This window comes from Pantoea sp. BR_17, assembly GCF_041955125.1.
Classification (GTDB): domain Bacteria; phylum Pseudomonadota; class Gammaproteobacteria; order Enterobacterales; family Enterobacteriaceae; genus Pantoea; species Pantoea stewartii.
Genome location: NZ_JAVAXT010000017.1, coordinates 82,433 through 106,791 on the forward strand (window position 1 = coordinate 82,433; position 24,359 = coordinate 106,791).

Annotated in this window: 26 protein-coding genes, 1 pseudogene and 1 riboswitch; of the genes and pseudogenes, 22 read left to right on the forward strand and 5 right to left on the reverse strand. The window is 54.7% G+C overall.

Features of this window, described 5'->3' with window-relative positions; genetic code table 11:
- The first annotated feature begins 28 nt into the window (after positions 1-28).
- The 3 genes from RAC60_RS21070 (at position 29) to RAC60_RS21080 (ending at position 2,639) form a co-directional block, all read left to right on the forward strand.
- Complete coding sequence (locus RAC60_RS21070) at positions 29-592, forward strand: peroxiredoxin (RefSeq protein WP_058702457.1); 564 nt, start codon at positions 29-31, stop codon at positions 590-592.
- A gap of 23 nt (positions 593-615) precedes the next feature.
- Complete coding sequence (locus RAC60_RS21075) at positions 616-1,851, forward strand: protein-disulfide reductase DsbD (RefSeq protein WP_006122090.1); 1,236 nt, start codon at positions 616-618, stop codon at positions 1,849-1,851.
- Positions 1,852-1,946: 95 nt separating this feature from the next.
- Complete coding sequence (locus RAC60_RS21080) at positions 1,947-2,639, forward strand: aspartate/glutamate racemase (RefSeq protein WP_375094258.1); 693 nt, start codon at positions 1,947-1,949, stop codon at positions 2,637-2,639.
- 44 nt (positions 2,640-2,683) lie between these two features.
- On the opposite strand, the gene RAC60_RS21085 is transcribed toward RAC60_RS21080, so the two are convergent.
- Positions 2,684-3,040: a cupin domain-containing protein gene (locus RAC60_RS21085; protein WP_006122092.1), complete on the reverse strand. Its 357-nt coding sequence runs from the start codon at positions 3,038-3,040 to the stop codon at positions 2,684-2,686.
- 954 nt (positions 3,041-3,994) lie between these two features.
- Between RAC60_RS21085 and RAC60_RS21090 the strand changes: the two genes are divergently transcribed.
- Entirely contained in the window at positions 3,995-4,216 is a 222-nt protein-coding gene (locus tag RAC60_RS21090) for a hypothetical protein (protein ID WP_033742263.1), read from the forward strand.
- 94 nt (positions 4,217-4,310) lie between these two features.
- Here RAC60_RS21090 and RAC60_RS21095 read toward each other — a convergent pair whose 3' ends face one another.
- A complete protein-coding gene (locus RAC60_RS21095) occupies positions 4,311-4,970 on the reverse strand; it encodes a DUF1345 domain-containing protein (RefSeq protein ID WP_058702579.1) in 660 nt (219 codons plus the stop codon).
- A gap of 365 nt (positions 4,971-5,335) precedes the next feature.
- Positions 5,336-5,434, forward strand: a riboswitch (guanidine-I (ykkC/yxkD leader).
- A gap of 55 nt (positions 5,435-5,489) precedes the next feature.
- Here RAC60_RS21095 and RAC60_RS21100 point away from each other — a divergent pair.
- The 6 genes from RAC60_RS21100 to uca all read left to right on the forward strand — a co-directional run bounded on the left by RAC60_RS21100 (position 5,490) and on the right by uca (position 13,251).
- Entirely contained in the window at positions 5,490-6,548 is a 1,059-nt protein-coding gene (locus tag RAC60_RS21100) for a putative urea ABC transporter substrate-binding protein (RefSeq protein ID WP_058708848.1), read from the forward strand.
- Between the two features lie 24 nt (positions 6,549-6,572).
- Positions 6,573-7,388, forward strand: a complete 816-nt coding sequence (locus tag RAC60_RS21105; RefSeq protein ID WP_058702454.1) for an ABC transporter permease — start codon at positions 6,573-6,575, stop codon at positions 7,386-7,388.
- Entirely contained in the window at positions 7,385-8,167 is a 783-nt protein-coding gene (locus RAC60_RS21110; RefSeq protein ID WP_375094259.1) for an ABC transporter ATP-binding protein, read from the forward strand. Before RAC60_RS21105 ends, RAC60_RS21110 begins: the two co-directional genes overlap by 4 nt.
- A complete protein-coding gene (locus RAC60_RS21115) occupies positions 8,164-8,892 on the forward strand; it encodes an urea amidolyase associated protein UAAP1 (RefSeq protein WP_058702452.1) in 729 nt (242 codons plus the stop codon). Before RAC60_RS21110 ends, RAC60_RS21115 begins: the two co-directional genes overlap by 4 nt.
- A gap of 10 nt (positions 8,893-8,902) precedes the next feature.
- Complete coding sequence (locus RAC60_RS21120) at positions 8,903-9,538, forward strand: urea amidolyase associated protein UAAP2 (protein ID WP_039339340.1); 636 nt, start codon at positions 8,903-8,905, stop codon at positions 9,536-9,538.
- A 110-nt stretch (positions 9,539-9,648) separates the two neighbouring features.
- A complete protein-coding gene (gene uca / locus RAC60_RS21125) occupies positions 9,649-13,251 on the forward strand; it encodes an urea carboxylase (protein ID WP_375094260.1) in 3,603 nt (1,200 codons plus the stop codon).
- Positions 13,252-13,442: 191 nt separating this feature from the next.
- On the opposite strand, the gene RAC60_RS21130 is transcribed toward uca, so the two are convergent.
- A complete protein-coding gene (locus RAC60_RS21130; protein ID WP_375094262.1) occupies positions 13,443-14,153 on the reverse strand; it encodes an SDR family oxidoreductase in 711 nt (236 codons plus the stop codon).
- Between the two features lie 147 nt (positions 14,154-14,300).
- On the opposite strand from RAC60_RS21130, the gene RAC60_RS21135 reads away from it, so the two are divergent.
- Positions 14,301-15,206, forward strand: coding sequence for an AraC family transcriptional regulator N-terminal domain-containing protein (locus RAC60_RS21135; RefSeq protein WP_375094263.1), 906 nt, complete (start codon positions 14,301-14,303; stop codon positions 15,204-15,206).
- A 19-nt stretch (positions 15,207-15,225) separates the two neighbouring features.
- On the opposite strand, the gene RAC60_RS21140 is transcribed toward RAC60_RS21135, so the two are convergent.
- Complete coding sequence (locus RAC60_RS21140; protein WP_375094265.1) at positions 15,226-16,368, reverse strand: lactonase family protein; 1,143 nt, start codon at positions 16,366-16,368, stop codon at positions 15,226-15,228.
- A 463-nt stretch (positions 16,369-16,831) separates the two neighbouring features.
- Here RAC60_RS21140 and RAC60_RS21145 point away from each other — a divergent pair, with 463 nt between their 5' ends.
- From RAC60_RS21145 to RAC60_RS21185, 9 genes and pseudogenes are all read left to right on the forward strand, one after another.
- On the forward strand, positions 16,832-17,089 hold the full coding sequence (locus RAC60_RS21145) for a toxin (protein WP_375094266.1): 258 nt from the start codon (positions 16,832-16,834) through the stop codon (positions 17,087-17,089).
- Positions 17,082-17,396 carry a helix-turn-helix domain-containing protein gene (locus tag RAC60_RS21150; RefSeq protein ID WP_375094268.1) on the forward strand — a complete coding sequence of 105 codons (315 nt, stop codon included), beginning with the start codon at positions 17,082-17,084 and terminating at the stop codon, positions 17,394-17,396. The genes RAC60_RS21145 and RAC60_RS21150 overlap by 8 nt, the downstream gene beginning before the upstream one ends.
- A 150-nt stretch (positions 17,397-17,546) precedes the next feature.
- Positions 17,547-17,699 (forward strand): annotated as a pseudogene (locus tag RAC60_RS21155) (conjugation system SOS inhibitor PsiB family protein); the annotation flags it as partial.
- A gap of 112 nt (positions 17,700-17,811) precedes the next feature.
- Positions 17,812-18,054 (forward strand): hypothetical protein, encoded by a 243-nt coding sequence (locus RAC60_RS21160; RefSeq protein WP_375094269.1) that lies wholly within the window; start codon positions 17,812-17,814, stop codon positions 18,052-18,054.
- 202 nt (positions 18,055-18,256) lie between these two features.
- Positions 18,257-18,526 (forward strand): plasmid SOS inhibition protein A, encoded by a 270-nt coding sequence (locus tag RAC60_RS21165; RefSeq protein ID WP_375094274.1) that lies wholly within the window; start codon positions 18,257-18,259, stop codon positions 18,524-18,526.
- A 481-nt stretch (positions 18,527-19,007) separates the two neighbouring features.
- Complete coding sequence (locus RAC60_RS21170; RefSeq protein WP_058702444.1) at positions 19,008-19,244, forward strand: AbrB/MazE/SpoVT family DNA-binding domain-containing protein; 237 nt, start codon at positions 19,008-19,010, stop codon at positions 19,242-19,244.
- Between the two features lie 524 nt (positions 19,245-19,768).
- On the forward strand, positions 19,769-20,311 hold the full coding sequence (locus RAC60_RS21175; protein WP_152998372.1) for a hypothetical protein: 543 nt from the start codon (positions 19,769-19,771) through the stop codon (positions 20,309-20,311).
- Between the two features lie 257 nt (positions 20,312-20,568).
- Positions 20,569-20,760: a DUF932 domain-containing protein gene (locus tag RAC60_RS21180; protein WP_375094275.1), complete on the forward strand. Its 192-nt coding sequence runs from the start codon at positions 20,569-20,571 to the stop codon at positions 20,758-20,760.
- Positions 20,761-21,075, forward strand: coding sequence for a DUF932 domain-containing protein (locus RAC60_RS21185; protein ID WP_058702442.1), 315 nt, complete (start codon positions 20,761-20,763; stop codon positions 21,073-21,075).
- A gap of 45 nt (positions 21,076-21,120) precedes the next feature.
- Here the strand turns inward: RAC60_RS21185 and RAC60_RS21190 are convergent, their stop codons facing one another.
- The gene (locus RAC60_RS21190) at positions 21,121-21,450 is read right to left on the reverse strand and encodes a hypothetical protein (RefSeq protein WP_375094271.1); all 330 of its coding nucleotides are present in this window, start codon (positions 21,448-21,450) and stop codon (positions 21,121-21,123) included.
- A 240-nt stretch (positions 21,451-21,690) separates the two neighbouring features.
- Here RAC60_RS21190 and mobA point away from each other — a divergent pair, with 240 nt between their 5' ends.
- Entirely contained in the window at positions 21,691-22,032 is a 342-nt protein-coding gene (gene mobA, locus RAC60_RS21195; RefSeq protein ID WP_058702440.1) for a plasmid mobilization protein MobA, read from the forward strand.
- Complete coding sequence (gene traI / locus RAC60_RS21200) at positions 22,032-24,005, forward strand: TraI/MobA(P) family conjugative relaxase (protein WP_375094272.1); 1,974 nt, start codon at positions 22,032-22,034, stop codon at positions 24,003-24,005. Before mobA ends, traI begins: the two co-directional genes overlap by 1 nt.
- Positions 24,006-24,359 lie beyond the last annotated feature (354 nt).

Below are 24,359 nucleotides of genomic sequence, written 5' to 3' on the forward strand. Positions count from 1 at the left end.
TGCCTGTTTGCCGATGGAGAGAAAAAGAATGTATCAAATGAAGCGCCTGAAAATGCTGACGGCAGCGACGCTGCTGGCGTTAAGCCTGCCTGTGACTTCTGCGTTTGCTGCGCTGGCCGCAGGAGAAACCGCACCGGACTTTAAACTGGAAGCGGCTCTGGCAGGTAAAGAAACGACCTTCTCCTTACAGCAGGCACTGAAAAAAGGACCGGTTGTACTTTATTTCTTCCCGGCGGCGTTCAGCGCCGGCTGCACGCTGGAAGCGCATGCTTTTGCGGAAGCAACCGATGAGTTTAAAAAGCAGGGCGCAACGGTAATTGGCGTGACCGCAGGTAATACCGATCAGATTGCGAAATTCTCTCAGCTTGAGTGTCGCGATAAGTTCACCGTCGCCGCCGATCCGGGTGCCAAAGTGGCGGCCGAATACAAAAGTACGATGGAAATGAAAGGCAAAACTCTGTCTGACCGCACATCGTATGTTATTGCGCCGGATGGCAAAATTTTGCTGAGTTACACCGATAAAAATCCAGAGGCCCATATTCAGAAGACCCTGGATGCCGTGAAAAAATACCGTCAGGCTAACCCGGCTTAATCTCACATCTGGACAGCGCCATCATGTTGACTGCTATCGCCGCCGCGTTTCTGGGCGGCATTATCCTTAATCTCATGCCCTGTGTATTCCCGGTGATCTCGCTGAAGGCCCTGAGTCTGCTGCGCCACAATGCCCAACCCGCACATGCGCGAGCCGAAGGGCTGGCTTTTCTGGTGGGTGTGGTTGTCACGATGGTGCTGCTGGTCAGTGTGCTGTTACTGGCAAGAATGGGGGGCGCTTCCGTCGGCTGGGGTTTTCAGTTGCAATCGCCGCTGGTGATAGCCTTACTGGTGCTAATCATGGTGGCATCGGCCCTCAACCTGTTCGGCCTGTTTGAGGTTGGCTTATCCCTTCAGCGGGCGGGTGAAGTCGGAGGCGAGCGGGGAGGGCTAACCGGATCGGCACTCACCGGCGCGCTGGCCATCGTCGTCGCCACGCCCTGTAGCGCGCCGTTTATGGCCAGCGCCATCGGCTATGCCTTTACGCAACCTCCCGTTATCAGTGTGGTTATTTTCCTTTCACTGGCGCTGGGGTTTGCAGCACCGTTCACACTAATTTCCTTTTTCCCTGTGTTTGCCCGCCTGCTACCTGCGCCGGGTGCCTGGATGATCACGCTCAAACACGGGCTCGCCTTTCCCATGCTGGGGGCGGCGGGGTGGTTGATTTGGGTACTGGAGCGTCAGGCGGGTTCGACAGCCCTGGCAGCCATTCTGACATGCTGCCTGGTGCTGAGTTTTGCCGCCTGGCTGTATGGTATGGCGCAAAAGCGACAGATGATGGGAAGGCGGCACTGGGCATTACACATCGCTACAGCCGCCATGGTCGTTCTGTTAATTCCGCCGTTGTTAACATTGAAAACCGCCACGACAACGCCGGATTCGCCCGATACCGTTGCCGCGGCCGCGGTGGCATGGACACCTCAAAATGTTGAGGCGATAAAAGGTCAGGGCAAACCCGTTCTGGTCAATTTTACGGCCTCATGGTGCATTACCTGTCAGGTTAACGAGCGCACTTCCCTGTCGACGCAGGCGGTTAAGCAAGCTATGGCGCGCACTGACACCATCTATATGATTGCGGACTCTACGAAGTACAATCCTGATGTCGAACAGGCGCTCAGCGACTTTGGTCGCGGCGGATTGCCGCTGTATGTCGTTTACCCTGCGGATGGCGGAAAACCTGTCGTTCTGCCGCAGGTGTTAACCCCGGGCATCGTCATCACGGCACTGCAGCAGGCCAGCGAAAAAGGTAAAAAAACCTGATGGCCTTATTGCTGCGGCAGACCATTAAACCTGCATTCAGGCCTGCGCACGCATAAGGCGGGCCTGAACCTGCACGGCATGCACACAGGATGAACATGAAAACAATCGGACTGATCGGTGGGATGAGCTGGGAATCCACGCTGCCTTATTACCGCTTCATCAATGAAGGTATTCGGGAAAGACTGGGCGGATTACACTCGGCACGACTGCTGTTACACAGCGTCGATTTTCACGATATTGAAGTCTATCAGCGTGAGGGCAACTGGGCACAGGCAGGCAAGCAGTTGGGTGAAGCCGCCCGGGGACTGGCACTTGCCGGGGCCGAAGCCATCGTGCTGTGTACCAATACGATGCACAAGGTTGCCGACGATATAGAAGCCCACTGCAATCTTCCCTTTTTACACATTGCCGATGCCACGGGCAGGGCGATAACAGCCAGAGGGATGACGCGAGTCGCCTTGCTGGGCACCCGCTATACGATGGAGCAGGATTTTTATCTGGGGCGGTTACAGCAACGGTTTTCGATTAACACGATCGTGCCGGAGGCGGAGCAGCGCGCCACCCTCAATCACATCATTTTTGATGAACTCTGCATGGGAAAATTTACCGAAAGCGCACGCCAGTATTATCTTGATGTGATCACGCAGCTGCGCGATCAGGGCGCGCAAGCGGTGATTTTCGGCTGCACGGAAATCGGCCTGCTGGTTCCCGAGGCGCAAAGCGCTCTGCCTGTCTTTGATACCACCAGCCTTCATGCCCGTGATGCCGTAGACTTTATGTTGTCCTGATTGTCCGTTATCCGGGCAACCAAAAAGTCTGTTCGTCGGCGTCATTAAGGGGTTTCAAATATCACGTAGAGCTTACGCATGGTCGTGTCCATAACCCATGTGCCTTCCGTATTTGCTTCAAAAAACAACGTATCGCCGGGTTTGAAATGCTGTGGTGTTTCGCCATCAGCAGTAAAAGATCCCGTTCCGGAAAGGAAGTGCATCATCTCCGCTTGCTTTACGCCGCGACGATAGCTGCCCGGCGAACATTCAAAAATGCCCATATCAATACTCTCATGGCCCGGGATGACTTTCTGCAGCCCGGCGATCATGATTTCAGGTGAACCAGGTAATCCCTCAACGGTACCCCAGGGTTCGAGAGTGCTGATCGAAGCAGGTTGTTCAAGTTTTTGTACTTTCATTTTTTCTTCCTGAGCGATTGTCACGGTTATGGCAGGCATTGCACGTTGCCCTTAGCGTAAACAAAACCAGAAAAACAAAGCGCGTTTTAATTTCCTGCGTATGAAACTTCTGCTCATTCACCGTCGTCTTTAAAGCAGAATATGCCTGGCAAGGTCACGGCGCGTTCGGTACAGAGGCTAAGGGCGCAGTGTGCGGTTTTCCCGACGCCTTGCGACTTAATGCCACACGACATCGTCCGACTGAAACTGGCGTAAGGCTATCAACAAAATAGAAGGATCACGTTTAACGGTATCCGGCGATAATTAACGGGTTCGTTCATCTGTTCTGCAATAAACAAAATCGCGGGATGGATTTGAAGAAGGCACTGGTGATGAATTAACCCTTTTAGTTATGACAGCCCTTTAGCGGATATCACTCTATTTGACGCAATCACGATGGTTAAGGATTGACCAGAAAACGGTATCGAACATACCTGTAATTGCACGAGGCGAAAGCTTAAGGCGCTATTATTTGCGGTATGTCATTCTCCTGAATTAAACACCAGCAAGACAGGCTATCCAGAGCGGGCGGCGCATCCGCCGTTTTTGCTTGTGAATGCAGGCAGTTACGATGTCATCTCATCTGCCAGACGCCGTGGGATCGCAGCCTGATTTGAGTCACCTATTCTGAGCATGCTTTGACTGTTTTTTAAAGCAAAAAAGACAGGCTTATTTCGCAACAGGTAGCGTTGAGATGGGTTTCGATCCCGGTTGATCGCCTTTTCCGCCAGGCTTAACCATGCCCGTTCTCGCCGACTTTATCCGTCTGTTGATTATTTCGCCTTGCGGCGAAATAAGATTTTTAATGAAAGTTAAACGTCTCATAAACGTAACAGAACCTGAACGGCAAAAACGTACAACATCGCTACGCTCAATAAAGGTAAATCATTTCATAATAGTTACGGAGTCAAATTGATGCATAAACTTTCGATTGTTGTTATTACCGCAGGTCTGCTCATGGCAATGAGTACTCAGGTCGAAGCGAAAGGGTGCCTGAAAGGTGCAGCCGTCGGTGGCGTTGCCGGGCATATGAAAAACCACGGTGCAGCGGGTGCGGCGGCTGGCTGTGCGGTTGGGCATCATATGGCGAAGAAAAAACAAAAAGAAGCGGATGCTAAGCAGCAAGGGCAGCAGTAAATCTCGCCTCCCTACACCGTCCGTCAGCGGACAGGTGTAGGGCAGATCAGGCTTTCACCGCAGGTAATCTCTTCTCTCCCTTTCGTGACGCACGTTAGCTCAGCAGGCTGGCGGCCACGTTTACAGATAGCCCCAGAATCGTCAGATTAAAGATAAAAGAGATGACCGACTGCAGCAGGGCGAGTTTTCGCATTTCTGTTGTGCCCGTTGCCACATCGGCGGTCTGAGAAGCCACCGCGATGGTAAAAGAGAAATAGAGAAAATCCCAGTAAGCCGGGTGCGCCGGTTTTTCTGGAAAGATCATCGGGGTAACGCTGCTGCTACGATGCAAATAGTGCTGGTGTGCATAATGCATGGCAAACGCGCTGGGCAGTAATGCCCAGGAGGCGATGAGCGTTATGGCGGTCAGAAGCAAATGCAGGGCCCGCGGTGTGCCCGTCAGGCTTTTCAGCGTGGGAAGCTCACTCATAATGGCCACCATACTGATCGTACATGCTACAATCACCAGCCCCAGTACCAGTGCGGCACTTTGATCCTGCATCTGGGCGATTCGTTTAATCTGATCAGGCGCAGTGCGTAACATACGAAACCAGATAAACCAAAGATAGAGCCACGCCAGCACGTTCCAGCTTATCAAGAGTCGCTGCATTTGCCCCAACTGTTCGGGCAGTAAAAAATAGCAGACGATACCCGCAACGACAAAGATGAGCAGGCGCAACCGGGCGAAAAGATTTGAGCCAAAGGAAGAGTGCATGGTCATGGGTTTTTACTGGTAATTGAATCAGTTAACTCTAGTGTATTCCGGATTATCCTGCCGTAAAAAAAGCACGAGATTTACCCTGCGTTGTGAATGGGATAATGATGACATTCAGCTCTGAGTCAAATGCCCCAGCCACCACACCTTAAGTCAGGCAAACAGATGCGGTTACGTGCGATGTCACCCCATTTCGTCTTTCTGTTCTGTACCGGCACCGAGAATGTGCAACGCACATTCATTACTCATCATTCTGGTGCTTAGCGGCCTGAAAATCGGGTAATTGCCTGATTTCTGGCAACATGATTTCTGGCACGTCAATTGCAAAACTGTGAACAGTACGCAGCGCAACACATAATCTGATAGCAATAGCTGGCTAGGGTTCCGGTTCACGCAGGTGAATGTCTGGTCCGAGAGCTGGCGACCTCTGCGAGGTTACACGGCGGGACAAAAGCCCGGGAGACAGCAGCACCGTGAGGTGTCGCGCTGCTCCTTTTTTGTGCCAACCAGAGGTTAACCATGAAAACAACGTCGTTCATCCGCACGCTTTTGCTGTCACTGATCTTGCTGATCAGCTTTCCTTCCTTCGCCGCGGTCAAAAAAGAATTCAACATCTGCTGGACGATCTATGCGGGCTGGATGCCCTGGGGCACCATCAGTAATGAAAAAATTATTGATAAATGGGCCAGCAAATACGGCATCAAAATCAATATCGTTCAACTCAACGACTACATCGAATCCATTAACCAGTATACAGCGGGACAGTTTGACGGCTGCACCATGACTAATATGGATGCGCTGACTATCCCGGCGGCAGGCGGCGTGGATTCGACTGCGCTGATCACCGGCAGCTATTCCGATGGCAACGACGGTATAGTCCTGAAAGGGGTGAATAAAAAACTCAGCGACCTGAAGGGCATGTCGGTCTATTTACCTGAGCTGTCGGTATCGCACTATCTTCTGGTTCGCGGACTGGAAAAAGCCGGACTGCAGGAAAAGGACGTGAAGGTCGTCAATACCTCGGATGCGGATATCGTCTCGGCTTTTGGCACCAGCAACGTGCGGGCGGTGGTCGCCTGGAACCCGCAACTGTCCGTCATCAAAAAGACACCACAAACCACTGAAGTGTTCAGCTCCTCCCAGGTCCCCGGTGAACTCATCGACATGATGGTGGTGAACACCCAGACGCTGAAAGATAACCCGGCTCTCGGCAAAGCGCTGACCGGAGCCTGGTTTGAAATGATGGCAAAAATGCACGCAGGCGATACAAAAGTGCTGAGTGAGATGGCTGCTGATTCCGGTACCGACCTTGCGGGCTATCAGGCCCAGCTGAAAACGACCCACCTGTTCTGGACACCTGCCGAAACGCTGGCCTTTATTTCTTCCCCGGAATTACCAAAAACCATGCAGCGCGTGGCGACATTCTCCTTTGATAAAGGGCTGCTGGGTCAGGGCGCACAGAGCGCTGACTTTATCGGCATGACGTTCCCGGGCAACGTCACCATTGGCGACAGGGCTAACAGCAAGCTGCGCTTCGACGACAGCTATCTGAAGCTGGCCGCCGCGGGCAAGTTGTAACCACTGACCACGGGAGTTCGTGCCATGCGCCTCATCAACCGCTATCCCCGCCAGGGCATGCGCCTGACGCTAATGCTGTTGCCCTTCGTGCTGATTATCGCCGCCTGGTTTATCGGGTCGGCGGTGCGGCTCGAAGCCAATCCGCAGGACAAACTGCTGCCCGGCCTGTCGCAGATGATTGATGCCATTGACCGGATGGCTTTCACGCCGGATAAGCGCAGTGGTGAATACCTGCTGTGGACCGATACGTTTACCAGCCTGAGCCGCCTGCTGCTGGGGCTGGCGCTCTCCTCGTTGATCGGCCTGTGTCTGGGTATCGCCGCAGGGGTGTTCCCGCTGTCCCGCGCCGCCCTGTCACCCCTGCTGACGGTTGTCTCGATGATTCCGCCGCTGGCGATTCTGCCCGTGCTGTTTATTGTTTTCGGCCTGGATGAGTTGTCAAAAGTGATGCTTATCGTCATTGGCATTACGCCGATGCTCGCGCGCGATCTTGAACACCGGGCGCGGGAAATCCCGGCAGAACTCTTTATCAAAGCGCAAACCCTGGGGGCGAATAGCTGGACGGTTGTGCTGCGGGTTGTCCTGCCGCAGCTGTTATCGCGGCTTATTACCTCGCTACGTCTGCTGCTGGGATCGGCCTGGCTGTTTTTAATCTCTTCTGAAGCGATTTCGGCGACCGCCGGGCTCGGCTATCGCATTTTCCTCGTACGGCGTTACATGGCGATGGATGTGATTATTCCTTATGTCATCTGGATCACGCTGCTGGCATGGCTGATGGATCTGGGCCTGCGCAGGTTGCACAACGCCTGTTTCCCCTGGGCGGAAGGAGACCGGAAATGAGTTTTATCAGCATCAGGAATATCTGGCAGGAGTACGGCGATCATGTAGTGCTGGAGCGTATCAATTTACAGGTTAAAGAGGGTGAATTCTGCTCCCTGGTCGGTGCATCGGGCTGCGGAAAGTCGACATTTTTACGCCTGCTGCTGGGTCAGGAGAAACCTACCCGGGGAGAGATCACGCTGGATGGCCAGGCTCTGGCAACAGAACCAGACCGTAGCCGCGGCGTCGTGTTTCAGCGCTACTCCGTGTTTCCCCATCTCAACGTCCTGGATAACGTCGCGACGGGACTTGAGTTACCTGCTTCCCCGCTGTTTGGCCGCCTGTTTGGTGCCCGGAAACGCGAGGCCCGCCAGCAGGCGCGCGCGATGCTGGAGAAGGTGGGGCTGGGAAATGCACTGGATAAATATCCGGCGCAGCTCTCCGGCGGCATGCAGCAAAGGCTGGCGATTGCCCAGGCATTCATCATGCAACCGCGCGTGCTGTTGCTTGATGAACCTTTTGGCGCACTGGATCCCGGCATTCGCAAAGATATGCATGCGCTGTTGCTTCAACTATGGAGTGAAACCCGTATGACGGTGTTTATGGTCACCCACGATCTTGCCGAAGGCTTCAACTTGGGTACCCGGCTACTGGTATTCGACAAAGTCCGTCACGATCCCCAGGCCCCTGATGCCTGGGGCGCACGTATTACTTACGACATTCCGCTTAATGAGGCGCGAATGGCACAGATAGTGGCAGACAGTAAAGACAACGTTTATGCATTAAGGAGACAGCAATGACCGCACGTTTTCACTCGGCTCCCAGCCTGCGCGAAGAGCGGCTTCCCGGCGGGGCGCATACCTCACTCATTCTGCGTAAAGGACAGATCCTGCGCCTGACCGATCTCGACGGCGGCGCTAACGTCAGCATGATGATGCTCAATCCCCACGAAAAAAGTGAACGCCTGAATCTGCCGGATACGCTAAAGGGTCAGCATACTGCCCGGCTCACCATCGGGCACTGTTTCTACTCCGATATGGGCCGCGTACTCGCCGGAATCGTGGCGGACAGCTGTGGCTGGCACGACCCGTTTAGTGGCGTACTGAACGCGGCAGAAACGCACGAAAAATATGGCACGGGGCGCTATCAGGAGCTGCGGAATGGCTTCCATCGTAACGGCGTCGATAATCTGTTGGTCGAAATGGGCAAATGGGATTTGGGTCTGGAAGATCTGCTCATGGTCGTTAACTTCTTCAGCAAAGTCACTGTAGATGAAGATGGCTACTTCCACTTCATCACAGCGAACAGTCGCGCAGGGGATTTTGTTGAGTTGTTTGCCCCTATGGACGTTCTGATCGTTTTGACCGCGCTGCCACATCCGATGGATCCTGCCCCGGACTATGCCCCGCGCCCCATTCAGCTGAGCTGGTATCAGGCGGATGACGAACAGGCCGCTACCGAAGCGTTGTTTATCCGCGATGAAAACCAGCGCGCGATTCGCAATACCCAACTTTTTGCCCTGTAAGGAGGCAGTGATGACCATGATTTCCAGCGACCGCCGCCCTGAAGATGCCGTGTACCGTCACGTGATCCCGGCGGGAGAGCCCTGGCTGTTTGAGGTTAAAAAAGGGCAAACACTGCGTCTGCTCGATTTGGAAGGGAATCAGGCGATCGATACGCTGTTTTACAACGCGGATAACCCGCGTGAACGTTACGATCCTCAACGTACACTACGCCGTCAGGGTAAGGCTTACCTGACCACCGGCAGCGTACTCTATTCCAATCTGGGCAATCCGTTGCTGACTATTGTCGCCGATACCTGCGGCCGTCACGATACGTTGGGTGGGGCTTGTGCGCAGGAAAGTAATACTGTGCGCTATGCTCATGACAAGCGCTATATGCACAGCTGCCGGGATAATTTTCTCTGTGCCTGTCTGCACGATGGCCGTCTGCATAAACGCGATATCGGTGCCAACATCAACTTTTTTATGAATGTCCCTGTTACCCCGCAAGGGGGACTGACCTTTGAGGACGGCATCTCTGCGGCCGGTAAATACGTTGAACTGCGTGCTGAGTGTAATGCGGTGGTTTTGATCTCTAACTGTCCGCAGTTAAACAACCCCTGCAACGGCTGGAACCCTACACCCGCCGAGGTACTGGTGTGGAACTGAGTCCGGCGCGGCTGAGCGTTACGCGCGCCTGAACAACATCAGCCCCGGGGACGGCCCCGGGGACATATCGACTTTGTGCGGGACGGCCCGCTTCCCTGAGAGTTCCGCTTATGTTTGATACCTTACTGATTGCCAACCGTGGCGCGATTGCCTGCCGCATTTTGCGCACCCTACGTGCCATGCAGGTGAAGGGTGTGGCTGTGTATGCCGAAGCCGATCTCGGTAGCCTGCATATTCGCGACGCGGATGAAGCGTTAAGCCTTGGCGACGGCCCAGCGGCGCAAACCTATCTGGTCGCCGAAAAAATTATCGCCGCAGCGCAGCAAAGTGGCGCACAGGCCATTCATCCGGGCTACGGTTTTCTCTCTGAAAATGCCGCGTTCGCGGAAGCCTGTGAGGCCGCAGGACTGATTTTTGTCGGCCCAACGCCGCAGCAGTTGCGAACCTTTGGCCTGAAGCACACGGCCCGGGCCCTGGCGAAAGCCGAAGGTGTGCCCTTACTGGAAGGCAGCGAATTACTGGCCGATGCCGCCGAAGCCTGCCGTGTCGCCGGGACAGTCGGTTATCCGGTGATGCTGAAAAGCACCGCGGGCGGCGGCGGAATTGGCATGCGCGTTTGCCGCGATGCGCACGAGCTGGCCGACGCGTTCGATACGGTACAGCGGCTGGGGCAAAACAACTTCAGCGACGCCGGCGTGTTTCTCGAAAACTATATCGAGCGGGCGCGCCACCTTGAGGTACAGATTTTCGGCGACGGACTGGGTGAGGTTATCGCGCTGGGCGTGCGTGACTGCTCGGTGCAGCGGCGTAATCAAAAGGTCATCGAAGAAACCCCCGCGCCCAATCTGCTCGAAGGAATGGCGCAGGCGCTGTGCGAGGCGGCGGTTGCGCTGGGTAAAGCGGTAAACTATCGCAGTGCGGGCACAGTGGAGTTTGTTTATGACAGCGTCGCCCGCCAGTTTTACTTCCTGGAGGTCAATACCCGCCTTCAGGTAGAGCATGGCGTAACGGAACAGGTCTGGGGTGTTGACCTGGTGAAATGGATGATTGAACTGGCGGCGGGCACCTTGCCGCCGCTGCGCGAGCTGGCCGCGGGGCTTCAGCCACAGGGCCATGCTGTTCAGGCACGGGTTTATGCGGAAGATCCGGGACGGCAGTTTCAGCCTTCCCCCGGACTGCTCACGGAGGTAGCCTTTCCCGAAACCGAGAATGCCAGCCTGCGCATTGATCACTGGGTCGAAGCCGGCTGTGAAGTGCCGCCGTTTTTTGATCCGCTACTGGCAAAAATGATCGCCTGGCGGCCCAGCCGCGATGAGGCCATTGCCACGCTTTCGCAGGCGCTAGGGGAGACGCGTTTGTACGGTGTTGAAACCAATCGCCTCTATCTGCAGCAAATCCTGGCGTTTGCGCCCTTTGTCCACGGAGAACCCTGGACCCGTTGTCTGGAGCAACTGTGTTATCAGGCGGCGACAGTTGAGGTGCTGAGTGCCGGTACGCAAACCAGCGTTCAGGATTACCCGGGCCGTCTGGGGTACTGGGCAATCGGCGTACCGCCATCCGGGCCGATGGATGATCGCGCCCTGCGTTCAGGCAACCGGCTGCTGGGGAATGAGGAGGGCGAAGCCGCGCTGGAAATCACCCTCACCGGACCCACCCTGAAATTTAACACCGCCATTGAGGCGGTGATTTGCGGTGCATCGCTGAGCGCTACCCTGGATGGCCAGCCCGTGCCGATGGAATGTGTCTTTACGATATCCGCCGGAGCAACGCTAAAGCTGGGTGCCGTAAACGGTGCGGGCGTGCGAAGCTATCTCTGCCTGAGCGGCGGTATTCAGGTGCCAACATATTTAGGCAGCAAAAGCACCTTTACGCTCGGCCAGTTTGGTGGTCATGCCGGACGCGCCCTGCGCAGCGGTGATATCCTGCACCTGGCACCGCAGACGGCGCAGGCGGGCACGAAACTTCCTCTGGCGTTGCGTACGAATCTTCCGCAGGTCCGCACCTTACGGGTGATTTATGGCCCCCATGGCGCGCCGGAGTTTTTTACGCCGGACTATATCGCCACCTTTTTTGCCACGCACTGGGAAGTACATTTCAACTCCAGTCGCACGGGCGTTCGTCTGATTGGACCCAAGCCTGACTGGAGCCGCGACAGCGGCGGCGAAGCCGGACTGCACCCATCGAATATTCACGATAACCCCTACGCTATTGGCGCGGTGGATTTTACCGGCGATATGCCGGTAATTTTGGGCCCGGATGGACCCAGTCTGGGGGGCTTCGTTTGTCCGGTCACGGTCATAGAAGCCGACCTATGGCAGCTGGGGCAACTGAAAGCCGGTGATAACGTGCGCTTTACCGCAGTGGATTTGCCCACCGCGCGTCAGTTGGCCCGGGAGCAACGCCAGGCGCTGGCAACGCTCTGCGCGCAGGAGACGGCCTGGCAACCTGCGCCGCTGACCTCGCCGATTGTTATGACCTGCGGCGAGGCCGATAAGCGCCTGGTGGCGCGGCTTTCGGGCGATACGCATCTGCTCCTCGAAGCCGGGGAGCCGGAACTGGATCTGGTTCTGCGTTTTCGCATTCATGCCCTGATGCAGGCGCTGGAAGCGCATGCAAAAGACGGGGTGATTGATATCACGCCGGGGATCCGTTCGCTGCAAATCCATTTTCAGCCTGAAATTCTCACCCATGACGCGCTGTTGGCATGGGTGCGCGGCGAGTGGCTCACAGTTTGTATGCATGATGATCTGCAGGTGCCGACGCGCGTGGTGCATCTGCCGCTTTCCTGGGACGATCCCGCCTGCCGTCAGGCGATTGAAAAATACATGACCACGGTACGTCCTGATGCGCCGTGGTGCCCCAGCAACCTGGAGTTTATTCGTCGGATTAACGATCTGCCTGACGAGCAGGCGGTCTGGAAAACGGTATTTGAAGCCAGCTACCTGGTTATGGGGCTGGGCGATGTCTATCTTGGCGCGCCGGTAGCGACACCGCTGGATCCGCGCCATCGTCTTGTCACCACAAAATATAATCCGGCGCGTACCTGGACGGCAGAAAATTCGGTCGGTATCGGTGGGGCCTACCTGTGCGTTTACGGTATGGAAGGGCCCGGTGGCTATCAGTTCGTGGGCCGCACGCTTCAGATGTGGAACCGCTATCGCGACGTCACCGATTTTGCCGGAAAACCCTGGCTACTGCGCTTCTTCGATCAACTGCGTTTTTACCCCGTATCCGCCGGGGAACTGATGCAAATACGCCGCGATTTTCCACTGGGACGCTATCCGCTGCGCATTGAGCACAGCACGCTGCGGTTAAGCGATTATCAGCAGTTTCTTGCTCAGGAGGCGCAGAGCATCGCGGCGTTTCGTGACCATCAGCAAAAGGCGTTTAATGCGGAACGCGATCGCTGGATCGCCAGCGGGCAGGCTCATTTCGACAGCCAGGAAAGCGTGGTGGAAGAGGGCGGCGATAGGTCATTACAGCAGGGCGAACAGGGCGTCGAAAGCCCGGTTTCCGGCAATCTCTGGCAGGTGCAAACCACGGCGGGAAGTCGCGTGCATGCGGGGGATGTGCTGGTCGTGCTGGAATCCATGAAAATGGAGATTCCGCTACTGGCACCATGCGACGGCATCATTCAGCAGATAAACGTGCAGCCAGGCAGTGCTGTGCGCGCGGGACAGCGGGTTGCGGTGATAAGGGAAGAGAACGTCTGAAGCGGGAGCGGTTTCGGGCCCCGGATAGCGGTTATCGCCGGGGCTGATCACGCTCGTTGGTGATCTCCGTCTGGCGCGAAGCCGGTATCGTTCGTGCACCTGCGCGCCGAAAGCCATGCGCTCTGGCATGTTATCGGCGCGCTGTTTGCTAAACAAAAGCGGCTGTAAACGTGATGCGTATTCCCGGCCTTTTACGCGTCGCGGACGCTGCCACCATAAGCTTCTGGCACCAGATCCTGCTCGGCATCCCCGCTCTCAAGTAGCATTAACAGACTTTCAGCGACTTTTTCAGGTGAATGCGCGAAGGCGGCAATCTCTTTTTCCTGCGCGCTGGCCTGCTCACGGCCTAATTTAACGGACTGGTAAAATTCTGTCGCGGTCACAAAGGGATAGAAAGTCGATACCGTGATCCCCTCAGAAGCCAGCTCCAGACGGGCAACACGTGAAAGCATATTCAGTCCGGCTTTCGCGCTGGTATAGGCCGCGGAGCCTGGATAGGTTGCCAGCGTTGCACCTGAGCTGACATTAATAATGCTGCCGCGTCCTTGCTGACGCATCGCGGCTAGGACCGCCTGCATCATCCTGAGTGGCGCAACCAGATTTACGTCCAGCAGTGCCATGAAGTCCTTACTGCCGATCGTGTCAATGGCACCATGCAGCCCTTGCCCCGCATTGTTGATTAACGCGTCAATGCGCCCAAAATGGCTAAGCGTGGTCTGAACGGCGTTGGCAATCTCATCATGACGCGTCACATCACAGGCTATCGCTATGGCGTTTCCCAACGTTTGCGCCAGCGCGCTAATGCGTTCTGTACGCCGCGCGATAAGTACCACCTGCGCGCCGGATTGTGCAGCCGCCCGGGCGGTTGCTGCACCAATGCCCGACGATGCGCCGGTTATCATGATTGCTGCCCCTTTAATATTCATCGCTTTTCTCGCTCCGGTTGTGGCACTCTTCGCACTGATTTTAGTGCGCACATCATTGCCGTGCGGCCTGAATTCTGCTTATTATTTGCCTGTTTCTGCTTAATTCTGCGTAAGGCGGAGCTTATGACAACGGCATTAGACGCCCTGCGCGAGAGCGTGCAGGACTGGCCTGTGGATGCAAACGCGCGTTCGGCCATCCCACGACTGGACATCTACCGGGTCACGCAACCTCTTACTCTTCCGCCTGAGGTTTATCCACCCTTTATTAGCCTGATCCTGCAGGGTGAGAAGCAGCTGCAGATTGGATCGCGTCTCTTTCGCTATAGCGCCGGGCAGGCCTTTATCTCGTCTGTCGATCTGCCAGCAAGCGGTAAGATTGTGGGTGCCAGCGATGCAGCGCCTTATCTGGCAGTGCGCCTGACATTCGATCTTGCCGTGATAAGAGCATTACTGCATGTGTCACCCGCAGTGAGTGAACCACCGGCCGGACCGGGGTTTGCTGTTGAGGATGCAGATGCAACATTACTGGATGCCTGGTTGCGACTGGTGCGTCTGACTCATCATCCCGAAGATATTGCTGTGATGGCGCCCTTAACGGAGCGTGAAATTGTTTACCGCCTGTTGCGCGGCCCCCAGGGTGCGCTGTTGCGTCAGGCTACTGACACAAGCGGTTATTTTTCATCCATCCGCAGTGCGGTGAGCTGGTTGAAAACGCACTATGCTTCGCCGGTGCGCATTGAACAACTGGCGCATATGACCAACATGAGTATCTCGGTATTTCATCGTCGTTTTAAAGCCAGCACCGGATTTTCTCCGTTGCAGTATCAAAAGCATCTGCGGCTTTATGCGGCGCGTAATCTGCTCTTTCGTCAGCCCGGTAACGTTGCTGCCGTTGCGTCGACGGTGGGTTATGACAGTTTGACGCAGTTTACCCGCGAATATAGTCGTCTGTTTGGCATCCCGCCCGCGCGGGACGCCAGAGATCATCGTGGGGTGGGCGCGTTTCAGCAGGTGAGGTCGCTTTCATGACCCGCACCCGAATAATGCATCAGGGCACAATAACCATTTGAGAGGGCGCGCCTACGGCAACGTAGTTTCCGGTAAAGGTGATGGCACCGCTCGCTTTGTCCACTCTGAAACTGGTGATGTTATCGCTACGCTGATTCATCACGTAAATCATGCTGCCATCGAGGGATAACGTCAGCGTTCGTGGGTAATCACCGCGCGTCCACACATCATCCTTATGCGTCAGTGTGCCGTTAGCATTGACCGCAAAGTGCGCAATGCTGTCATGCAGACGGTTGGCCACATAAAGATTTTTCCCGGCCTTATCAATAACTAACCCGGCTGCAAAACTGGTGCCTTTATAACCGGCAGGCAGCGTAGAAACCGTGGCCTTTTCCTGCAAGGCACCGGTATGCGGATTAATAAGGTAATGCGTGAGCGTCGAGGCTTCTTCATTGACTAACCAGAGCGCACGGCAGTCGGCGCTAAAGACGAAATGGCGCGGGCCTGCTCCTGCTGACGAGGCGTTTATCCATGCGGGTTTAGCGGGCGTGAGCGTACCGTCTTTATTCAGGTGATACTGGTAAATGCGATCCAGTCCCAGATCTGTCGAGTACACAAACTGGCCCGTAGGATCGCTGGCGACCATATGTGCATGCGGACCGTTGTGGTCGCTAATAGCAAAGCTGCCCTCGGGCGCCGCCGCGGGTTTGCCTGCGCCTGCCGGGCCACTGTCCTGATGATGATCGATGGCCTGGCTCAGTTTACCCTCTGACGTCACCGCAAACACTGTGATACTGCCGCTGACATAATTGGCGACCATCAGGTAACGCTGGTCGGGTGTCAGAGACAGATAAACCGGCCCCTTACCTTGGGTGTCAACCTGATTTAATGCCGTGAGCGAGCCGTCCGGGCCAATCTGATAAGCGGTAACACTCCCTTTTTCGGTCTCACTGGCCACATAGAGATGTTTACCATCGGCTGACGCGACCATCTGCGCCTGATTGGGCAGTTGACTCACCAACGTTTTTCCCGACAGTTCACCCTGTGCATTGATCGTGAATCGATAAACCCCTTCGCCATCAGGATTATAGGTTCCCACATACGCATAAGATGCCTGAGCCATAAACGGCACGAAGGCCGTAACGCTTGCAACGGCGGCTGCTGTCAAAATCGTTTTATTCATAATTTTTCTCTATTCAGAACAAAAATTCAAAGAAATTAAGGCATGTCTCAGTTTACTGCGTGTGCTTGTAACCAGCCGGATGAGTAAGACCGGGAGGAACTGATTTTGGACACGCTGTGGCGTTTAGCCAGTGAGATCACCGGAATCGTGACGAACTGGACACTGGCCCTCCCCCGGCTGCACCTTTCTTCCGTCCATGCGTGGTCAGAGGCGCGAAGGCTTGTTCTCACTGAGGCGGATGGCCTCGCGTTATATCTCTGGCAGTCAGAAAAAAATGAACTCAGAACCCTGCTCAGTGAGAGTTATGCATAACAGATTTTCTTGATGTGTCCCTAACTAGGGGTATACTATCCCTTAGTTGGGGACACATGAAATTATACAAGTAACATTCATCAAACTTACCAGCTTTCAGAAGTACAGCCATGAATATCTTGACGATGATCAGTTTCGTGTCTTCCAGAACATGTTGCTGGCCAACTCTGAAAAGGGCGACATCATCACCGATACGGGCGGACTCGGCAAAGTACGCTTCCGGGACGAGCGCAGGAATAAAGGCACCCGATGCGGGATCAGGGTTATCTATTACTGGACGAACGATAAAGGCCAGTTCATCCTGTTCACCATTTACGATAAAGACCAGCGTGACGATTTGACTAAACAGCAGCGTGATGCTTTGGCAGACGCGCTGAATATGATTAAGAAAGGGCTGAGACGTGACTAAAGGCGATATTTTCAGTGAACTCATGACAGGGATGCAGGAGCTTAAAGACCATCAGGACGGCAAGATTACGCTCAAATCCTACAAGGCGACCCGACGCGAGCCTGCCACGATAGCGCCGCAGGAGCTGCGCGACGTGCGCGAAAAACTGAATCTGTCTCAGGCGGTTTTCGCCCATTACCTTCATACGGGCGAAACCACGTACCAGAACTGGGAGCAGGGCAGGGCAAAGCCCAACGCGCAGGCGGTTTTGCTGATCCGTATGGTGCAGCAGAATCCTGAAACCCTCCAGACACTGGCACGGCTCTGATCCCCATACTTCCGGACGGTACAGCCGAAAGACCGCGCCATATTGCGCGGTTTTTTTTAGCTTGTAGCGGCCAGCTAGGCCATGCAAAAAAATGCTGCCCTGCGGGCCGGAATAAGCCGGTGCTGACACACCGGCCTTAGCGGTGAATACGGCAGCGAATTTGCCCGCTTCTTTTCGGTGCAACTGAGCTTTATGCCACCGGATGAGGCGTTTTGCCTCTGTGTGTGCAGCCCTGGCGAAATCTCCAGCGTGTGTATGTGTCGGCGGCCGGGGGACGCGTGCGCGACGTCCCCCGGCGGCTGACGCCGTGCGATCCTTCGCGCATCAGTGCCGTTCTCGCTGCAAGGGCGCAGGTGTGTCTGATGGATTACAACGTTAGCGGGCTGGCGGATTACCTGGCGGAGGAGATAAACGTATGATCCCGACAAACCGGTCTCTGGTTCCGCTGTCGCTCAAAAGGGGGGCCGCCATGCAGGCGATTGCTGACGTTGAGCAGAAATTAGCGCGCAAGATTCCCCCCTATGCACGGGCGTTTTTCCGCTTTCTGATGGACAGTAAGCGGGTAACGCTGAAGGAAGTCCATGTGTTTTGTCCCTTGCTACAGGAGTCTGACTTTCGGGGCGAAAACAGTCGTGGCTCAAAGCCATTGATAAGCTGATACTGAGTGCAGGAGCACACTGCCCGCTACCGCTCAGCGGCTATGAGGTCTGGGATATTTTCCCTGAAAAACGTTTCCAGCAGACAGAACGGCAGCGAATGAAAACAGCACTACAGGAGGAAAAATATTCCAACCAGATAACACGGCAGGTTCATGATCAGGAACGGGCTTACCTGGCACTCAAAGCTCAGGCCGAAACGAGCTGGTCTTTCATTCGCCGGAAACGGTCGGTAGCTGGGTGTCACGCTGGTCGGATTCGCAGGTCAACCATTACGCTCTGGAGGGTATGTTTTACCGATGGAGTGAGCATTTTTCTTCGATGAAACAGCTAGACCGCTGGACGCTTAAAGGTGAGCCATTATGGAGATTGAGTGTTGAGGCGAGGTTTCTCTCAGATGAATCAACGCAGGCCGTGCGGGGGATGGACACATGGTTGGTTCCGAACAAGCCGAAGCCAATTAAGGCGGCATGAGGAGTGAATTTCTGAATTAATGTTTACAGGATATTGAATTTTATGCGTCAGTCCCGCTAGGCAGGGGCTGACGCAAATTTCACAGGCGTAAATATTGCTTTGTTTTATGATGACTAACGGGGTCCCCGGGATTTAGATGCTCTTGGGTCTGCGGGATGCCTGTGATCGAGCTTTGGTTCTTCAGGGCAATTTATAGTCAGGGTCCCGTCAACATCATCCCAGATAAAATAGCATCTACCTATTTTTATGCGCCAAGGGCTTGCATCAAGAACTTTTTGACCATCGTCGATAGTGAAGGGTTAAGGAAAATTCTGTTGATTTGCTGCATCGAGTACATCCTGCACTGTGTGATTCATTTTAGCTCCCTATGATAATTATTTCTTATCAATAACACTTCCTGACTTTATTTTGGTATAGCTGACATCGCTAAGCGGTATAATTCTGTAAGCTGTCAGACAACATCACTTACTACGGAGGAAGTATGTCAGTCACTACACTGAGGCAGAAGGGCAGGGGGCTTGTTCTGACCATTCCTGATGAGGTCGCCGAAAGGGCTGGCTGGCGCGCTGGCACACTTATGAACATCAGCACAGACGGTGATGCCGTTAAGATACGCCCATCCCGTCGGGTACCGCGTGGGCGGAAAACTGTAGCGCAGCTACTGGCAGGGATTGACCAGGACGAGATCCGCCTGTTGAACGCTAAAATCACTGGATAAAGACAGCATTAAGAAAGCGTCCACCTTCAGGGTCAACAGTATTGACTAACCCCCCGCCCTGAAAGGCACGACTTTTTCGTCTGAAACTGAGCTGCGTAGCAAATACCTCAAAAGCTGTACAGACCCGGTGCTGGCGCACCGGTCTTGTCCGACTTTTTTGTGCCTGTCATACGTTATCTGGTCGTCTTAATTTTATCCCCCGGCTTCTTGCGATTTCTTACTTTCACTGACCGAAATGCCACTTCACGGGCAGGGCCATGGCCCCCTTCGGCTCCTGCTCAGGCAGGCAGTCGTCAGGCTCACTCCGCTAAGGCGGCACACCCGCCATGCTGTATAGAGTCTGATGGCGAAGGTCAACGTCAATGGCTGCTGACGGCTGACGACTGGCGCCGTCGCCTTTGCCGGGGCTCTGTGGCCAGCCCGCTTGGCGGGCTGCAAATTCCCCTCCTGACGTCTTTCCTGCTGTTCCGGTCGTGCCTTGTGCGGAGGACCTGTCGTAGCACCGCCGGTTCGGGCAGAAAGGGGTGAAATGTACGCCGCCAAAAACTTTTCGCCAGGGGCGGCAAAAACTTTTTGTCGTCGCCCCGTTATGCCCTCTATTCGTCGTCGCAACTCTGCCCTTCGTTGCGAAAGGCCAGATCGAAAAAGAAAAAAGGCGCGTCAGAGGAAGGCTTTTTCGGCACCTGCAGCCCTCCGGTCATACCGCAGCGCGCTGTACAAACCGGATCTCACAGCATGAGGATTTCATGATGAAAAAAATATCAGCTCCCGGCATCCCGGACACGCAGGATTTGCCCGTCGATGCATTTATGGATCTGTGCGACTACGTATGGATGCACGGCGAATTTCTGGGACCGTCTGGTTTTTCGCGTGATGATTTTAACGGGCTGGTGGTGATTGATGAGCCGACAGAAGAACCGGACGCGCTGAAAGTTTATATGCGTGATGGCTGGCCGGTCGCTGTCTACGAATTTGATATCGGTTACACCGTTATCCGCCGGCCGTCCTTTCAGCCCGGACGCCACGACCTAATGACCGTCTGGAACATCAACAGCAATAAGAAGTAAATCATGAAAACTGCTGACCGCAGCATCATCACACCCTCCGCCGGGATGTAAAGCCCGCCGGAAAATCATCTCATAAACACCATCGTCACACCGATCAGTATGTACTTGAAATTCCGGATGAAATTCGGTCACGTGTCCGTCACGTAGTGCACTGCGTCCGCAAGCGCAGAGCCGTTCTATGCCTGTCAGCAGCGCGTGCGCGATAGGGGCGTGTCGGTCATGCAAAACACCTGCTGTGCCTGTGTCAACGTGATCAGATTCTTGCCTCAGAAGTATCGAAAATTATTTTGCTGAACAGCCATGACGGCAGCAGCAGCTACCAGATGATCCCCGGACAGTTTCGCAGCGTCTGTTCCAACGGCATGGTATGCGGTGAAGTGTATGGCGAAATTCGTGTACCGCATAAAGGCGACATTGTCAGTCAGGTGGTTGAATATTCACGCGACTAAATGAAGCTTATCCGGCTTGACCATCGTGAACAGGTTGCCTTTGCCGAAACGGCGCTGGCGTTTCGCTATGATGGTCAGCATATTCCGGTCACGGCTGATACAGTTTCGCAGCCCCGCCGCAAGGCAGACAACCCGAATGACCTCTGGACTGTTTATCAGCGTACCCAGGAAAACATCATTCGTGGCGGATTACGTGGGCAGACCGCAAAGGGTGCAGTGACAAAAACCCGTGCGATAAACGGCATTGACGGCGACATAATAAACAACCGTTTTCTGTGGTGTCTTGCCGAAAAAATGAAAGAACTGAAATCCTGATTCCTGATACGGGGCACTGAAAAGCCCCTTTTTTTGGGAGCGAAATCACTTCGTTACCGCGTCACGCACCTCATTACCTGCACCGGTTCCCGCACTTCTCGCCTTCCGGACACGCGCCTGTTTTTTGGCTTTTCCATTCTCTTTAATAACATCAGAAATGGCCTTTTCACTGAAACCAAACTGCATGTCATCCAGCGCCGATTTTATATCTTTTGCGTTATAGCCCTTTTCCTTTGCCAGCATCAAAATCGTGCCGCGAAGGCTGTCCAGCGCTTTATTTCTGGTAATGCGTGCGGGTGACAAATCCGGCAAATTTTCCAGCCGGGATTTTGCCTCGTTAATCTGTTCCTGCGTGAAAAACTGCTGCGTAGCCATAAAACCTCCTAGTGGGAAAACCCGAAAACCATGATTCTGCCGCGAACCTGCGGAAAAATCCGGCACCTGCCTCCCATGACGCCATATACTTCATGGCGCTTTAGTGCCAAAATTCATGTTATTAATTAAATAATATGGGCAGGTAATGTTTTGTCATTACCGTCTGCACGCAGACAGTAACGCCAAAACGACTGGTCAGGGCTTTGCCCCTACACCCCGGTCCCGAGCTGAGGTTGAGTTATGGCGAAAAGTGAAAAGCGTCAGAGGAACGTGATTGTTCAGCTGCGGTGTACCGAGGCTGAGCTTGAGGCCATTGATAAAAAAGCTGCCTCAGCAGGCCTGACGCGATCGGAACTGCTGCGGCGTTCCGCGCTCAACCGGCGCATAACCGTCCGGACTGATATCCGTATGATGAATGAAGTCAAACGCCTCGGTGGACTACAAAAGCATCTCTTCACGCAGATGGAGAAAAGCATGACAACGGAGCTGAGCCGCCAGTTTTCTGACGTGCTTGTGGCCATCACCCAGACACTTAACGCTCTGGACATGACGCCGGTACCGGCTGAAGAGATAACAGACTGATGAACGTCATCATTCCTCCAAAACGTCGTGACAAAAAAACCAGTTTCAAAAAGCTGGTTGAGTACGTCAGCACGCGTCAGGAGAAGAAGGCCAGCGATATCGTCACACCGGATGGTACAGCGGAGCATACCCACGATATTGAGTATGTGACGACTCCCGGATTCGGGCAGCTGGTAAACTACGTCGGACGTAAGAGCACAGCCTCCGTCACTCAGGTTCACAGCATTTCACCGGAGGGCATCCAGCGAGTGTCTTCCGGTGAGGTGCGGTGCGAGACCAACTGCTGGTCGCTGGGTTCTGCTGCTGCAGAGATGAACATGACCGCCATGCAGAACCGTCACTGTAAGGATCCGGTTTATCACTTCATCCTGAGCTGGCAGTCAGACGAAAATCCCTCCGATGATGCGATTTTTCAGTCCGCGCGTTACTGCCTGGAAAGCCTGGGCATGAAAGACCATCAGTATGTCGCTGCCATTCATAAAGACACTGACAACATCCACTGTCACGTTTCCGCTAACCGCGTTCATCCGGAAACGTTCAGGGCGCAGAACATGTGGAACGATGCGGACACGCTGCAGAAATGCTGTCGCGTACTGGAGCGAGATTTAGGCTTCAAGGTTGACAACGGCAGCTGGCATATGGATGAGTTCGGCGACCTGCACCGTACCCCACGGGACATGTCCGCCGCGCCGCGTGGCGCAGCACGCCGTGAGATTTTTTCCGACCGTGAAAGTCTTCACGGGTACGCCGTGCTTGAAGTGCGCGACGTCATCAGCAAGGCGCAGCAGGATGACCGGCTTGACTGGCCATGGCTGCACACCATGCTGCATACCCGCGGTCTCGGTCTGCGTGAGCAGAGCGGCGGACTTGCTGTTTATGATCTGCTTCAGCCTGACGGTGTAAGCGTAAAAGCGTCTGACATCCATCCGGCCATCAGTCTGCCGGCCATGGAAGCGAAGTGTGGTGAATTCTCTCCTGCACCGCCGGCATTTAATCCGGAGCGACCGCAGGATGGCATCACCGGTATCCTGAGTCATTACAATCCCCAGCTTCACGTCCGCGATCAGGATTTGCGTCAGGAGCGCCGTGAGGCGAGGGCAGTGGCCAGAGAAATTCTGCGCGCCCGTTTTGACGCCTACCGTGAAGGCTGGGAAAAACCGGACCTGAGGGCGCGCGAGCGGTTCCGTGAGATTCACTCACACTGTGTGGCCATGAAAGCACATGTCCGTAAAACGGTCCGTGACCCGCTGCTGCGCAAGCTTATGTACCGCATGGCCGAGTTTGAAAAGATGAAAGCCATGGCCACTCTCCGCCTGCAACTGCGTGAGGAACGCCAGGTGCTGGCGGATACCGGCATGTTCAGGCCTCTGTCATGGAAACAGTGGGTGGAGCGTGAAGCGGTAAACGGTGATATTGCCGCACTCAGCCAGATGCGCGGCTGGGCCTATCGTGAAAAACGCAAAGCCCGTCAGAGTGAGAAGAACAGTGCTACTCCCGGAGCCGTCATTGTCTGCGCTCACGGTGATGACGCGCCGATTTTCCGCTCCAGTGAGCATGACACGCAGCTGCGACGCGACGGTTCCGTTACCTACCTCAGAAACGGTCAGCCCGCTGTCACGGATTTTGGAAACAGGGTAGAGGTGTATACCTCCTCTGATGCCCGGTCTGAGCGTTTCAATAACGATCTTGCTGCTGCCCTGACAGCCTGGAGAAGTGAAGGTGCCCAGTTTGTGAAAGGCAATGCTGACGCAGTCAGGAGAGTGCTGTATTCCGGTTCGATGCATAATCTGCAGGACAATGACGGCCGGCGTTTCACCGTCAGAGACAGTCAACAGCAGAAAAGCGTTTCAGTCACGGAGTCGTTCCAGCGCAAACAAGGCCAGGCCCTCGGGCAGCCTGCAGTTCAGATTGAGCAGGCGAGGCCACAAAACGATGAAATCATTCGCCCTGACGGGAAACTCCCGCGGCCCTAATTGCCACATCACCGGCGCCGGTTAACACCGGAATGCTTCTTTCAGCACGTAAGCGCTGAGTTATTCCCATTAACTGACAGAGGTTAATTCCCATGAGTTACATTCGGGGGCTGCAGTAGCTGACAAGCGAACTTTTCCTAAACCGCCATGATCCTTTTAAACTTCTGATCTTCTCTCTTTTAAAAAACAGTAAAGACTTTCATTTAAATGACTGACCTAAACGTCACCTGTCCTGTGGACAGTTTCCATAAGCGAACGACCTTGCAGCGGACTGCGTCCGCGCCGGTTCGATGAGTCCGCTACGCGGCCTGAGGTAGCACCCGCCAGAGGCGGGCAAAAACAAGTTTAGTTACA